Origin of the sequence: Pasteurella bettyae CCUG 2042 (assembly GCF_000262245.1) — a bacterium.
GTDB classification, from domain to species: domain Bacteria; phylum Pseudomonadota; class Gammaproteobacteria; order Enterobacterales; family Pasteurellaceae; genus Basfia; species Basfia bettyae.
Genome location: NZ_AJSX01000007.1, coordinates 243291 through 257151, shown reverse-complemented (window position 1 = coordinate 257151; position 13861 = coordinate 243291). Strand labels below are relative to the sequence as shown.

Sequence of the window (13861 nt, the reverse complement as noted above, 5' to 3'; positions counted from 1 at the left end):
AATAAGTAATAAAAGTTAAACTGATTTTACTTTACTCATGGTAAGTAAAGATATAACAATAAAAACGACGGCAATATAAAATACTGCGCCATAATTCCAAATTTGAGCAATTATTCCAACTAATGGTCCTGCTAGAATCCAACTACTTTTAGCGGCATTTGTAAATAATGTTGTGGCAGAACCCATTTTACTAGGCATTAGATCTTGAAAATAGACCATCCCAATGGTTGCAATGATGCCAATAAAAATGGCATTTAAACATTGTAAACAAAGAAATTGCCAAGTTTCTTTAGCAAACCACAGACCAAAATAGAACAATAATCCCGTAAAAAGTGCGGTCAAAATTAATAATTTTTTACGAATAAATTTCGTAAAATAGCCTGCAATCAGCATGACTGGAATTTCCAAACCAGCGGCTGTTCCCATCAAAATTCCTGCTAAACGTTGGGATAAATGTAGCTCATTGATGATGTAAAGTGGCATGCTGACTAAATACATGCCATTACAACTCCAAATGAGAAAACAGCTAATAAATAATAAAGCAATGCTTTTCTGATTGGATTCAGATAAATGATTTTCTGAAGCATATTGTTTTTGCGATATCGAGTTAACTGTTAAAGATGGAATATAAGGCAATAATATTTTAGTAATCATAGCACAAAATAGAAATGCCGTGGCGGCTACCATATACATATATTCAAAGCCCCATTCAAGAGCAATATAAAAAGAGAGTGGTGGACCAACAATCCAGGCAAGTGAAATTTGGGTACGCATAATCGTAGTAAACATCACCGCCTCTCGCTTTGAATGTTCTGCATATTCACGAGCTAATGCAAAAGATTGAGGATTGGCAGAAGATCCTAAGGCAAGTAAGAATGTGGCAAAGAACATTAGAACATAATAATTTCGATTATAAGCGAAAGTGATGCAACCTAGCATTGCAATTAGACAGCAAAAAATGATTAGTTTACGACGATCATCTTGTTTATCTGAATAGTGAGCTAAAATCTGACTTAACAGGATTCCCATTACTGCATTGGAAGTATAAAACATTCCCACCATAAAGGGAGATACATGAATTTCTTGGGAGAGAAATAAGCTCAATGTGGGTATTTGGAATGAAGAGGCGATGCCCGTTAGAAAAGCCATTAGTAAAAAAGCAAATGCAACAACATTGACAGGACGTTGTGTTGAGCTAGTAGGTGTTATCATCATGTTCATTACCAAATTTATGTCGTAGCTAGAATAGCTTAGCAATATTTTGAAGCAAGTTTATTTTAGACTATTTTAGGAAAAACAGATGAGTTTTTCGTGAAAATATGGTAAAAATATTGCGATTATTCACTATTTTATTTTATATAGGAAAAAAGATGTCAAACTTACAATCTATCATTGAAGCCGCATTTGAAAAACGCGCTGAAATTACTCCAAAAACTGTTGATGCAGAAACTAAATCAGCGATTGAAGAAGTTGTTGCAGGTCTAGACAGTGGTAAGTATCGCGTTGCTGAAAAAATTGAGGGCGAATGGGTAACTCATCAATGGTTAAAGAAAGCCGTATTGTTATCATTCCGCATTCATGAAAATCAACTTATTGATGGTGCTGAAACTAAATATTACGATAAAGTCGCATTAAAATTTGCTGATTATACTGAAGAACGTTTCCAACAAGAAGGTTTCCGTGTCGTGCCGTCTGCGACAGTACGTAAAGGTGCCTATATTGCGAAAAACACTGTTTTAATGCCATCTTATGTAAACATCGGTGCATTTGTCGATGAAGGCACGATGGTTGATACATGGGTAACTGTAGGTTCATGTGCTCAAATTGGTAAAAATGTTCATTTATCTGGTGGTGTAGGTATCGGTGGTGTATTAGAACCGTTACAAGCTAATCCAACAATTATTGGCGATAATTGCTTTATTGGTGCTCGTTCAGAAATTGTTGAAGGTGTGATTGTTGAAGATGGATGCGTGATTTCAATGGGCGTATTTATTGGACAATCTACTAAAATTTATGATCGTGAAACGGGCGAAGTACATTATGGACGAGTTCCAGCCGGTTCTGTAGTTGTTTCAGGAAGCCTCCCATCTAAAGATGGTTCACACAGTTTATATTGTGCTGTCATCGTGAAAAAAGTCGATGCGAAAACTTTAGGTAAAGTAGGGCTTAATGAGTTGCTTCGTACTATTGAAGAATAATTATAAATAAGCATCTAAAAGCCAAATATTAATATTTGGCTTTTTTGTTATTGATAAAGGATAAAACTGCGGTGCCAAAAATAAAAATTTTAATTAGTGCTTGTTTATTAGGTGAAAATGTTAAGTATTCAGGTGGGAATAACCTTTCACAGACATTAGTTAACTTTTTGGAAAAAAATGAGATTGAACTAATTCCTGTCTGTCCTGAAGTATTGGGAGGATTATCCACACCAAGACTTCCCGCTGAAATTATTTATGGCAAGGTAGTGGATCAAGCTGGAAATGATGTATCAAAAGCATTTCAATTAGGTGCAGAAAAAACGTTAAAAATTGCGCAAGATAATTATATACAATTTGCAATTTTGAAAGAAAAAAGTCCTTCATGTGGTAGTCAAAAAATTTATGATGGTAGCTTTTCAGGGCGACTAATTGATGGACATGGAATGACAACACAACTTTTGCAGCAGCATCATATTCATGTTTTTTCTGAACTGAATTATCAATCTATTGCTCAATTCATAAACAAATGAATAAAAATTTTTATAAAATATACCGCACTTTATTAATTATATTTTTATAATAATATCAACTAGATAAGTTAAATTTATTCAGTTTTATTAAAAAAATAATTCGATAACATGAGCATTTTTAATGAACTTTCTTTTAATCTTTGTAATCAAAGAGTTAAGTGAGCATTTTGAATGTTTTAAAAAATAGACGGAAAGAAAAAGCAAAAGTGATCTCAAGATCATGTTTATTGTTTTTTTGTCTTAAACTTGCCACCCACAACAAGAATATGAGTCTTGTTATTTTATGTAATTAAATTACTTATCCATTTAGGAGCAAAACAATGAAAAAATCCGCATTAGCAGCATTAGTATTAGGTGCAACTTTAGCATTAACTGCATGTGACCAAGCTAAAGAACAAGCTTCACAAGCGAAAGCAACAGTAACTGAAGCAGCTAAAGATGCTAAAAATACAACAGTTGAAAAAGCCAATGAAGTAAAAAATACAGTTTCTGAAAAAGCAACTGAAATGAAAGATGCTGCGGCTCAGAAAATTGAAGCTGCTAAAGAAGCGGTTTCTGAAAAAGCAGCTGAAATGAAAGATGCTGCGTCACAAAAAATGGAAGCAGCTAAAGATGCCGTTTCTGAAAAAACCGCTGAAATGAAAGCTGTTGCATCACAAAAAGCAGAAGCAACAAAAGAAGCAGTTTCTGAAAAAACTGCTGAAATGAAAGACTCTGCGTCACAAAAAATGGAAGCGACTAAAGAAGCAGTTTCTGAAAAAGCAGCTGAAATGAAAGATGCTGCATCACAAAAAATGGAAGCAGCTAAAGAAGCCGTTTCTGAAAAAGCAGATGAGATGAAAAAATCTGAAGCAACTGAATAATTAGTAACAAGTTTATAAAGATAAAAATGGTTTAAAGATTAATTTATCTTTTTCAGCAAAAATCCTAACTGATTTATTCATAAATTCGGTTGGGATTTTTTCTTTATAAAGAAAACGATGATTGACTGCGATAAACTCAGCACTTAGATGTTGAACATAAATTGCTCCAGAACCACTATTTACTCCAGCCATGGCTCGACCAAACAATTTGCCATAAATATGGATATTTCCATCAGCGGCAACTTCGGCACCCTCTTCGACATCACCGTGAATAATTAAATCAGAATTTTTCGCGTAAATAACTTGTTGAGTATGAACATCTCCATCAATAATTTTTGTGGGTTGAACTCGAGGTTCAGATAAAATCTCATCTAATTGTGAAGTTTTACCCAAAATTGGTAAATTAGCTGTTAGAATAACTTCTTTTTGTAAGGCATTTTGCCAGTCAGCGACGCCAATTACTTGAATATTAAATTCTTTCAAGAGTTCTTTTAAGGTATGGAGATTTAACTTCTCAAGCTGAGGGGTAAACTGTAAAACGACAGTAAGATTTTTGAAGAATGAAGGTGAGTTTTTTGATTTTTTATTAAGTGCTCTTTTAATGACGCTCAAACTGGAACTATTGATTGTCAGAAAAACAGCAGAAAATTGTCCTGTACGAAGTTCAACAATATCATTAGCCATAAAAGTCACCTTAATCAATTAATAAGTTGAATGAGTATATCATTCAATACCAATATAAAGTTTTAAAAGGAAAAATACAATGTTATGTGCAATTTATAAAAGCAAAAAAAAAGAAGGAATGTATTTGTATGTTGCTAATCGAGATCATTTTAATGATGTGCCAAGTGAATTAAGAACTGCCTTTGGTACACCTATTTTTGTAATGTTATTTAATCTTGCAGGTGAAAAAAAATTAATTCATGCGGATAAGCACGAGGTAATGAAAAAAATTCAAGAAAATGGTTTTTATCTACAAATGCCACCTCAAGAAGAAAATTTATACGAACAATTTAAAAAAGTACAGAAAGCGCAACAAATAGAAGAGTAAAGTGCGGTAAATTTTAGGGAAATTTTATAAAATTACTAAAAAACAGTATAATGACTCTCAAACATTAAAGTAAATTTATAGGAACAATATGAAATTTATTTCTTTTAATATTAATGGATTACGTGCTCGCCCTCATCAATTGGAGCAAATTGTGAATCAATATCAACCTGATATTATCGGTTTACAAGAAATCAAAGTAGCAGATGAAGTTTTTCCTTATGAGTTAGTGGAGCATCTTGGTTATCATATTTATCACCATGGTCAAAAAGGTCATTACGGTGTGGCATTACTTTGCAAACAAGAACCTAATGCCGTACGTAGAGGTTTTTCTACGGATACTGAAGAAGCTCAAAAACGGATTATCATGGCAGATTTTGATACACCATTCGGTGGGCTAACTGTGATTAATGGTTATTTTCCACAAGGCGAAAGTCGTGATCATGAAACTAAATTTCCTGCAAAAGAAAAGTTTTATGCAGATCTTTTAAATTATGTGACAACTGAACATAATCCAGAAAGCAATATTTTAATTATGGGAGATATGAATATTAGCCCAACTGATTTAGATATTGGTATTGGTGAAGATAGCCGTAAACGTTGGTTAAGAACAGGTAAATGTTCTTTCTTACCTGAAGAGCGTGAATGGTATAATCGCTTATATGAAGCAGGCTTAGTTGATACTTTTCGTAAATTAAATCCAACAGTAAGTGATAAATATTCATGGTTTGATTATCGTTCAAAAGGTTTTGATGAAAATCGAGGTTTACGTATTGACCATATTTTAGTGAATAGTAAATTAGCAGAACATTGTGTTGATACGGGTATTGCATTAGATATTAGAGCCATGGAAAAACCCTCAGATCACGCACCAATTTGGGCAATATTTGAATAAATTTTATAAGGAAATACTATGGAATTGGAACGAAATTGGCAAACCTATCGTACTTTGGTAAATGATAAAGTTGCCATTTTTTCAGTGAATCTTGCTATTTTTCAGCAATATGCCTCTGAAGCTGGATCACTTAAAAAAGTGGTTCAGTTTACCATTCCTTATACAGCAGATGATGAAGGGTTACCTCAAGCCGAAGAACATCAAATTTTATTTAGAAATATTATGCAGGCCTTAAGTACATTAAATGCATTATCTGAAACGCTTTATGCTGGGTATATTGTTAGTGAAAGTAAAGCTAAATTGTACTTTTATACCAATAATACAGAGGCTTTTTGTTCCGTGGTAAAAGATCTTGGTTATGCTAACCAAATTGATATTCAGGATGATCCTAATTGGGATATTTACTTTGATTTTCTGTTACCTTCACCTTTAGAAAGTAAAATAAATGCAACAGAAGAAATTTTAGATTTATTAGTTCAACATGGACGTAATCTTGAAGATACGTTCCTTGTAGAACATACATTCTATTTTGAACATAAAGATAATCTATTTGAATTTCTTGAAAGTGCGAGTTTAGACAATATTTCATTTAATACATTGCAGTATACTGATGAACCCATTCAAGTAAATGAAGAAGAATGGCTTTATATGGTTAAAATGGAACAGGAATTGGCATTTAATACGAAAGAAATTTATATGTTAGTTGAAAAGTTTGAACAACTTGCTAACACCTATTTTGGTGAATATGCTGGTTGGGAATGTGAAGCTCTTATACAAACTAAAAATCAATTAAATTAATTGTCTTTTATTAATACATGGCTATAAAAATGTCATAATTGTGGGGTATATCACATAATAGATATGTAATTTAAGAAAGTGTTTGCTTTACATTGTTCTCCATGCTTTAATGCCAACCAAGCTAATAAAGCGTATAGTTTTAATCAAATTTCGTTATTATAGTTCTTCCTCATTGCAAGTTTTAAATTTGTTTCTAGGTTTTTCTTAATACCAATTTCAATTATCGTTCTTAGCGTCACCGCTTGTTTTCAAGCATACAAATTTAGTTCTTACAAAAAGGAAATACCATGTCTAAATTACAAGGCACAGTAAAATGGTTCAACTCAGATAAAGGTTTCGGTTTCATTACTCCAACAGCTGGTGGTAAAGATGTATTCGTCCATTTTTCTGGTATAGTTAGCGACAAATTTAAAACATTAAATGAAGGCGACAAAGTAGAATACAATGTACAAGATTCTCAACGTGGCCCATCTGCTATTGATGTTGTTGTTCTTTAATCAGTAAAGTTTTTCTACTTAATTGCCTTTAGGATTTCCCATAAAAGGCAGATTATTTCGAGGACTAATTTCGATATTTTATCGGACTTAGTCCTTTCTATTTGAATTGAATTCTATTCATTTCAAGTTCTAATACTAAAAATAATAGAAGACACTTATTCTCTGTTTCACCTCGTTTTATCAAACTCTTATTTACAGTAAATTTTAATAACTTATGGAAACTTTTTAAACATCATACATTGGGAGTAAGGCTGATCTTTAGCAGAATGGGCGTAGTAGGTGTGGATTTTTGTATTCTGCATATTATTCCCCCGAAGCTTTTATTTATAAAAAACGGCTAAAAACTATTAAGCTTTTAGCCGTTTTAGATGCATTAAATTTTGCAAGCACCACCTGCACAGCCGTCGTCCATGTCTTCTTGGGCATCATCGGCACCATCACGTGTATTTTGATAGTAAAGGGTTTTTACACCATATTTATAAGCCGTTAATAAATCTTTTAACAAGACTTTCATCGGTACTTTACCATCTTCAAAACGAGTTGGATCATAGTTAGTATTTGCAGAAATAGATTGATCTACGAATTTTTGCATGATACCAACAAGGTGTAAATAACCATCCATGCTTGGCATATCCCACAGTAATTCATAGCTATCACTTAAGTTTTCATAATCAGGTACAACTTGTTTTAAAATACCATCTTTTGATGCTTTTACACTGACATGCCCACGAGGCGGTTCAATACCATTTGTTGCGTTAGATATTTGTGATGAGGTTTCTGATGGCATTAACGCTGTTAAGGTCGAATTACGTAAACCGAATTCCATAATATTTTTACGTAATTGTTCCCAATCATAATGTAATGCTTCTTGAGTTAATGCATCAACATCTTTTTTATAAGTATCGATAGGTAAAATACCTTGAGAATAGGTGGTTTCATTGAAATATTCACATGCACCTTGTTCTTTAGCAAGGTTCATTGAGGCTTTTAATAGATAGTATTGGATTGCTTCAAATGTGCGGTGCGTTAAATCATTTGCGCTTCCATCTGAATAACGAACACCATGTTTAGCGAGATAATAAGCATAATTGATTACACCAATCCCTAATGAACGACGCGCTAAGGAGCTGCGACGAGCTGCTGGGACAGGGTAGTCTTGATAATCTAATAGTGCATCTAATGAACGTACTGCAAGATCGGCAAGATTGTCTAATTCATCAAGATTTTCAATTTTACCTAGATTAAATGCTGAAAGTGTACAAAGTGCGATCTCTCCATTTTCATCATTAATATTATTTAATGGTTTGGTTGGTAAAGCAATTTCTAAACATAGGTTAGATTGACGTACAGGTGCAACCGCTGGGTTAAATGGGCTATGTGTATTGCAGTGATCAACATTTTGAATATAAATACGACCTGTTGATGCTCGTTCTTGCATCAATAATGAGAAGAGCTCGACCGCTTTTACAGTGCGTTTACGAATATTTGTATCTTGTTCGTATTTTGTATAAAGTTCTTCAAATTTATCTTGGTCCGCAAAAAATGCTTCATATAATCCTGGAACATCAGAAGGGCTGAATAAGCTAATATCGCCGCCTTTAATTAGACGTTGATACATTGCTTTATTAATTTGAACACCGTAGTCCATATGACGGGCTCGGTTTTCTTCCACGCCGCGGTTATTTTTTAATACCATCAGGCTTTCAACTTCTAAATGCCACATAGGGAAGTAAACTGTTGCGGCACCCCCTCGAACACCACCTTGTGAACAAGATTTAACTGCTGTTTGGAAGTGTTTATAGAAAGGGATACATCCAGTATGGAAAGCTTCGCCATTACGAATTGGGCTGCCTAATGCACGAATAGCCCCAGCATTGATCCCAATGCCTGCACGTTGAGAAACATATTTAATAATCGCTGATGAAGTGGCATTGATTGAATCAAGGCTATCGGCACATTCAATTAACACACAAGAACTGAATTGGCGAGTTGGTGTGCGAACGCCAGCCATAATTGGTGTAGGTAATGAGATTTTGAATGTTGAAATAGCATCATAGAAACGACGAATATAATCTAAACGAGTTTCAGCAGGATATTTAGAAAATAAACTTGCTGCAACAAGAATATAAAGGAACTGTGCTGATTCATAGATTTCACCAGTAACACGATTTTGTACAAGATATTTACCTTCTAATTGTTTTACTGCTGCGTATGAAAATGTCATATCTCGGCTATGATCTAAGAAATTATCCATTTCATCCCATTCTTCACGACTGAAATCAATCAGAAGATCATTATCGTATTTTCCTAAACGAACTAGTTTTTTTACATGTTCATATAAACGAGGAGGCTCGAAATGACCATATGCTTTTTTACGCAAGTGAAAGATTGCAAGACGTGCCGCAAGATATTGATAATCTGGAGAGTCTTTACTGATTAAGTCTGCCGCTGCTTTGATGATTGTTTCATGAATATCAGAGGTACGAATACCTTCGTAAAACTGAATATGCGAGCGTAATTCTACTTGTGATACAGAAACGTTATCTAAACCTTCTGCCGCCCAAGTAATTACGCGGTGAATTTTATCTAAATCAAGAGGCTCTATTTGTCCATCACGTTTCGTGACCATTAATGCTTTATTCATAAAAAGTCCAACCTGTAAAAACACTATATATGGGGGAGATAATCAATTAAGCTACAAGATAGAGGGTTAATAAGAATATTTCAAGCCTTAAATTTTTGTTGTTAAATGTTGACATAAAATAACTTATTTATATATAAGAAAAAAATTTGATTTGGTAAATTAAATTATTGAAAGAGATTGATGAGATTATTTTCAACTCTTGGACAGATAGTGGATAAAATGAAAAAGTGCGGTATAAAAACCGCACTTTTTATGTTGGCTAAAAGATAATTATTTATTGAATAAGTAAATAAAAGTTATTATTGCCTCGTTCAATATTTAGTGCAATAACAGAAGTTTTTTCATCTAATGCTTTACGCAATTGAGTTAAATTTTCTGTTCTAGTGCGATTAATACCAACAATAATATCACCAGATTTTAAACCACGTCTCGCAGCTGGCGAATTTTCATGAACTTTAGTTACTTTAATCCCTTTTCTTCCATTTTCATCAATATTAGAGAGTTCCGCACCATCTAATGCAGGATTTATTTCCTGTGCATCAGCTAGTTTTTTCGCTTCTTCATCAGATTGTAAGGTGACTTTTACATCGTTAGTTTTACCATCTCGTAAATAGGTTAAATTAATTTCTTTACCTGCACCTGCCGTTGCAATTTTTGCACGCATTTCAGCAAAACTTGAAACTTTTTGACTATTCATTGCGGTAATAACATCACCAGCTTTGATTCCTGCTTTATCTGCGGCTGAGCCAGGAATAACTTCACTGACAAAAGCACCTTGTTGCGCATCGACATTAAATGCTTTAGCTAATTCAGCATTTAATTCACCACCTTTAATACCGAGCATACCACGGCGAACCTCACCAAATTCGCTAATTTGTTGTGCAAGATTATTAGCCATATTGGATGGGATTGCGAATGCAATACCTGCATTAGCACCACTTGGTGAAAGAATAGCCGTATTGATACCAATTAATTCGCCATTTAAATTAATTAATGGACCGCCAGAATTACCTTGATTAACTGCTGCATCTGTTTGAATATAGTTTTCATAAGCACCGCTATCAGATCCTGTAGAACGACCTAATGCCGAAATAATTCCTGATGTTACTGTTTGACCTAAGCCAAATGGATTTCCAATAGCAACAGTGAAATCACCAACTCGTAATTTATCACTGTCAGCAAATTTAAGTGCGGTTAAATTTTTAGGATTTTCTAATTGGATAACAGCAATATCAGATTGACTATCTTTTCCTAATACTTTGGCTTTAAATTCTCGACCATCTTGTAATTGAACAGTAATTTTATCTGCTTTATCAATGACATGATTGTTAGTTAATACATAACCTTTTTCTGCATTAATGATCACACCAGATCCTAAACCTCTAAATTTTCTTGGAGAGGATTTAGATGAATCATTACCAAAGAAATCCTCACCAAAAAAGAATTTAAATTCTTCTGGAATATCAAATGAACGATTAGCAACTTTTTCATTCCCCTCTACAGCAATGGAGACTACTGCGGGTAATACTTTTTCTAACATTGGAGCTAAACTTGGTGTAGCTGATAATACAGAGGTTGCTGACACTTGAGTTGCCATTGGTTGAACTTTCGTTTCATCGGGAGCAGAAGGGGCAGATTCTGTTTTTTTATCACCAAAAAATGAACTAAAATCAGCCATAGTTACTGCTGGAGTCATAATAACAGATAATCCCAATGCAATTGCTGTCAGTGTAAAACTTGTTTTTTTCATTTGCTTTATTTCCTTTAAATACTTAAATAAATGACAAGTAAAATAATATCAAAGAGATATGTCTCTTATGACAAATAAAATGGGAAATTGTTCGAAAAATTCAAGTTTATTGGGTGTAAATAGCTATTTTTAGTAAGAAATTTTAAATTTAACTTAATGGATTTAAATGTTTTAGGGAAGATCTGTGAGAGAAAAAGTGCGATAATTTTACCGCACTTTTTAAAATAATGACAATTAACGTTCTGCTCGTAGAATACCTGAAGCACCTTCAGAAGAGTAATCGCGTGGTTGATCTTCTTTATCATTAATAAAAGTTTTTGATTCAGAATCAGAAATCGTTGGTTCAATACGAGTTTTATCCTCTAATGTATTGATTGTAAATAATTCTTTTGATTCAGGTAATAATTGATTAGAGGCATTTGCTAAATGATGATATAAGTTTTTATAGTCCTCGGATAAAGTTTTTAGCAGATTGGCACTTTCAGCAAAATGTTTTTCAAGCTGTTTTTGTTTTTCATTTAATTCAGCTTTGACATGCTTTAATTCTTGCTCAGCTTTGATTGAACCTCTAGTTAGGCGAAGTAATAAATAGGTTAAGATTACACCAATAATAAAACCAACGAGGGCAGGGAATAACATTTCAGTTTGCATAATTAGTACTCCTTACTATAGTAAATATGATTATCATATCGCTATTTTTGTTTTTTGTCTTGTATCTCTAGATAGATTTATTTGTGTAAATTTATTTACGACTAGCTTTTATTGTATATTTTATGTATAATCCGCAAACCCTGTTGATGTGTTGGATTCCCACCACACATTATATTTTATCGAAATCGCACTCGAAGGGGTGTTAGATTAAGATCAATGGTTGTGTTCAAACGAACACTGGGTATTAATATTTAATATTGGTAATTTAAATTAATGAAAACTTTTGTAGCAAAACCAGAAACAGTTAAACGTGACTGGTATGTAGTTGATGCGACAGGTAAAACTTTAGGTCGTTTAGCTACCGAATTAGCACGTCGTTTACGTGGTAAACATAAAGCAGAATATACTCCACACGTAGATACTGGTGATTACATCATCGTTATCAATGCAGATAAAGTGGCAGTAACAGGTCGTAAAGAAACTGATAAACTTTACTACTGGCACACTGGTTATGTAGGTGGTATCAAACAAGCGACTTTCCGTGAAATGATCGAACGCCGTCCTGAAGCAGTGATTGAGATTGCGGTTAAAGGTATGTTGCCAAAAGGTCCTTTAGGCCGAGCAATGTTCCGTAAATTAAAAGTGTATGCGGGTTCACAACACGAACATGCAGCACAACAACCACAAGTTTTAGATATCTAATCACGGAGCACGAAAATGACAGCAGCAAATCAAAACTACGGCACAGGTCGCCGCAAAAGCTCTTCAGCTCGTGTTTTCATCAAACCGGGCAGTGGTAAAATCACTATCAATCAACGCGAATTAGACGTATATTTCGGCCGTGAAACTTCACGTATGATCGTACGTCAACCATTAGAATTGGTTGAGATGACTGAAAAACTAGATCTTTACATTACAGTTAAAGGTGGCGGTATTTCAGGTCAAGCGGGTGCAATCCGTCACGGTATCACTCGTGCATTAATCGAATATGATGAGTCTTTACGTCCAGTATTACGCGCAGCGGGCTTTGTTACTCGTGATGCACGTCGTGTTGAACGTAAAAAAGTGGGTCTTCGCAAAGCGCGTCGTCGTCCACAATTCTCAAAACGTTAATTTTATATTTTCGTTTATATTCAGAGATTGCAAGTCTTTCGGGGCTTGCAATTTTTTTTATCTTTTATTGCTGAAATATGATTAAAAAGAAGTATTTTTATAAAAAAAAGATAGAAACTTGGAAATCATTTGTGGATTTATGGTAAAATGAACGACCATTTCTAATTCTTATTTATTAATATAAATAAGTTAATAAAAGTTTTTAAAAATTTATTTTAAGTCGTCGGAGGAATAGATGACAAGCGCTGCAAATAAACGTTCAATAATGACTCTTTTTTCAGATAAATCAGACATATACTGCCATCAGGTACGTATTGTTTTAGCCGAAAAAGGTGTTGCTTATGAAACGGAAATTGTGGATCCGCAAGCACTCTCAGAAGATTTAATGGAGTTAAATCCTTACGGTACATTACCAACTTTAGTTGATCGTGATTTAGTATTATTTAATTCACGTATTATTATGGAATACCTTGATGAACGTTTTCCTCATCCCCCATTAATGCCCGTTTATCCAGTTGCTCGTGGAAAAACACGTTTGCTAATGTTACGTATTGAACAAGATTGGTATCCAACATTAGAAAAAACTGAAAAAGGGAATGAGGATGAACGTGCTAATGCTTTGAAACAGCTAAAAGAAGAAATCTTGTCTATTGCTCCTATTTTTACACAAATGCCATATTTTATGAGTGAAGAGTTTAGTTTAGTGGATTGCTATATGGCACCATTATTATGGAGAATGCAAGAATTAGGAGTTGAATTTACTGGTGCTGGTGCAAAAGCAATTAAAAGCTATATGACTCGTATATTTGAACGCGATTCATTCGTGCAATCTTTAGGTGCAAATGCTCCTAAAAATTTAATGGATGAAAAATAA

Annotated in this window: 15 protein-coding genes; 10 read left to right on the top strand and 5 right to left on the bottom strand. The window is 33.9% G+C overall.

Annotation, left to right across the window (positions count from 1 at the left end):
• Positions 1–15 precede the first annotated feature (15 nt).
• Complete coding sequence (locus HMPREF1052_RS02380) at positions 16–1212, bottom strand: MFS transporter (protein ID WP_005758983.1); 1197 nt, start codon at positions 1210–1212, stop codon at positions 16–18.
• Positions 1213–1370: 158 nt separating this feature from the next.
• On the opposite strand from HMPREF1052_RS02380, the gene dapD reads away from it, so the two are divergent.
• The 3 genes from dapD to HMPREF1052_RS02365 all read left to right on the top strand — a co-directional run bounded on the left by dapD (position 1371) and on the right by HMPREF1052_RS02365 (position 3591).
• Complete coding sequence (dapD, locus tag HMPREF1052_RS02375) at positions 1371–2198, top strand: 2,3,4,5-tetrahydropyridine-2,6-dicarboxylate N-succinyltransferase (RefSeq protein ID WP_005759189.1); 828 nt, start codon at positions 1371–1373, stop codon at positions 2196–2198.
• Positions 2199–2269: 71 nt separating this feature from the next.
• On the top strand, positions 2270–2728 hold the full coding sequence (locus HMPREF1052_RS02370; RefSeq protein ID WP_005759147.1) for a DUF523 domain-containing protein: 459 nt from the start codon (positions 2270–2272) through the stop codon (positions 2726–2728).
• 320 nt (positions 2729–3048) lie between these two features.
• Positions 3049–3591, top strand: a complete 543-nt coding sequence (locus HMPREF1052_RS02365; protein ID WP_005759040.1) for a late embryogenesis abundant protein — start codon at positions 3049–3051, stop codon at positions 3589–3591.
• 12 nt (positions 3592–3603) lie between these two features.
• Here HMPREF1052_RS02365 and minC read toward each other — a convergent pair whose 3' ends face one another.
• Positions 3604–4275 carry a septum site-determining protein MinC gene (gene minC, locus HMPREF1052_RS02360; RefSeq protein WP_005758884.1) on the bottom strand — a complete coding sequence of 224 codons (672 nt, stop codon included), beginning with the start codon at positions 4273–4275 and terminating at the stop codon, positions 3604–3606.
• 79 nt (positions 4276–4354) lie between these two features.
• On the opposite strand from minC, the gene HMPREF1052_RS02355 reads away from it, so the two are divergent.
• The 4 genes from HMPREF1052_RS02355 to cspE all read left to right on the top strand — a co-directional run bounded on the left by HMPREF1052_RS02355 (position 4355) and on the right by cspE (position 6829).
• Entirely contained in the window at positions 4355–4642 is a 288-nt protein-coding gene (locus tag HMPREF1052_RS02355; RefSeq protein ID WP_005758796.1) for a YcgL domain-containing protein, read from the top strand.
• An 88-nt stretch (positions 4643–4730) separates the two neighbouring features.
• Positions 4731–5534: an exodeoxyribonuclease III gene (xthA, locus tag HMPREF1052_RS02350; RefSeq protein WP_005759211.1), complete on the top strand. Its 804-nt coding sequence runs from the start codon at positions 4731–4733 to the stop codon at positions 5532–5534.
• 18 nt (positions 5535–5552) lie between these two features.
• Positions 5553–6332 (top strand): TIGR01619 family protein, encoded by a 780-nt coding sequence (locus tag HMPREF1052_RS02345; RefSeq protein WP_005758892.1) that lies wholly within the window; start codon positions 5553–5555, stop codon positions 6330–6332.
• 287 nt (positions 6333–6619) lie between these two features.
• A complete protein-coding gene (cspE, locus tag HMPREF1052_RS02340; RefSeq protein ID WP_005759256.1) occupies positions 6620–6829 on the top strand; it encodes a transcription antiterminator/RNA stability regulator CspE in 210 nt (69 codons plus the stop codon).
• A gap of 373 nt (positions 6830–7202) precedes the next feature.
• Here the strand turns inward: cspE and nrdA are convergent, their stop codons facing one another.
• The 3 genes from nrdA to HMPREF1052_RS02325 form a co-directional block, all read right to left on the bottom strand.
• Positions 7203–9473 (bottom strand): class 1a ribonucleoside-diphosphate reductase subunit alpha, encoded by a 2271-nt coding sequence (gene nrdA / locus HMPREF1052_RS02335; RefSeq protein WP_005758895.1) that lies wholly within the window; start codon positions 9471–9473, stop codon positions 7203–7205.
• 274 nt (positions 9474–9747) lie between these two features.
• Entirely contained in the window at positions 9748–11223 is a 1476-nt protein-coding gene (locus HMPREF1052_RS02330) for a DegQ family serine endoprotease (RefSeq protein WP_005759003.1), read from the bottom strand.
• 234 nt (positions 11224–11457) lie between these two features.
• On the bottom strand, positions 11458–11874 hold the full coding sequence (locus HMPREF1052_RS02325; RefSeq protein WP_005759072.1) for a YhcB family protein: 417 nt from the start codon (positions 11872–11874) through the stop codon (positions 11458–11460).
• A 273-nt stretch (positions 11875–12147) separates the two neighbouring features.
• Between HMPREF1052_RS02325 and rplM the strand changes: the two genes are divergently transcribed.
• The 3 genes from rplM to sspA all read left to right on the top strand — a co-directional run bounded on the left by rplM (position 12148) and on the right by sspA (position 13861).
• Positions 12148–12576, top strand: a complete 429-nt coding sequence (gene rplM, locus HMPREF1052_RS02320; protein WP_005759216.1) for a 50S ribosomal protein L13 — start codon at positions 12148–12150, stop codon at positions 12574–12576.
• A gap of 15 nt (positions 12577–12591) precedes the next feature.
• The gene (gene rpsI, locus HMPREF1052_RS02315; RefSeq protein ID WP_005758956.1) at positions 12592–12987 is read left to right on the top strand and encodes a 30S ribosomal protein S9; all 396 of its coding nucleotides are present in this window, start codon (positions 12592–12594) and stop codon (positions 12985–12987) included.
• A 235-nt stretch (positions 12988–13222) separates the two neighbouring features.
• Positions 13223–13861, top strand: coding sequence for a stringent starvation protein SspA (gene sspA, locus HMPREF1052_RS02310; protein ID WP_005759213.1), 639 nt, complete (start codon positions 13223–13225; stop codon positions 13859–13861).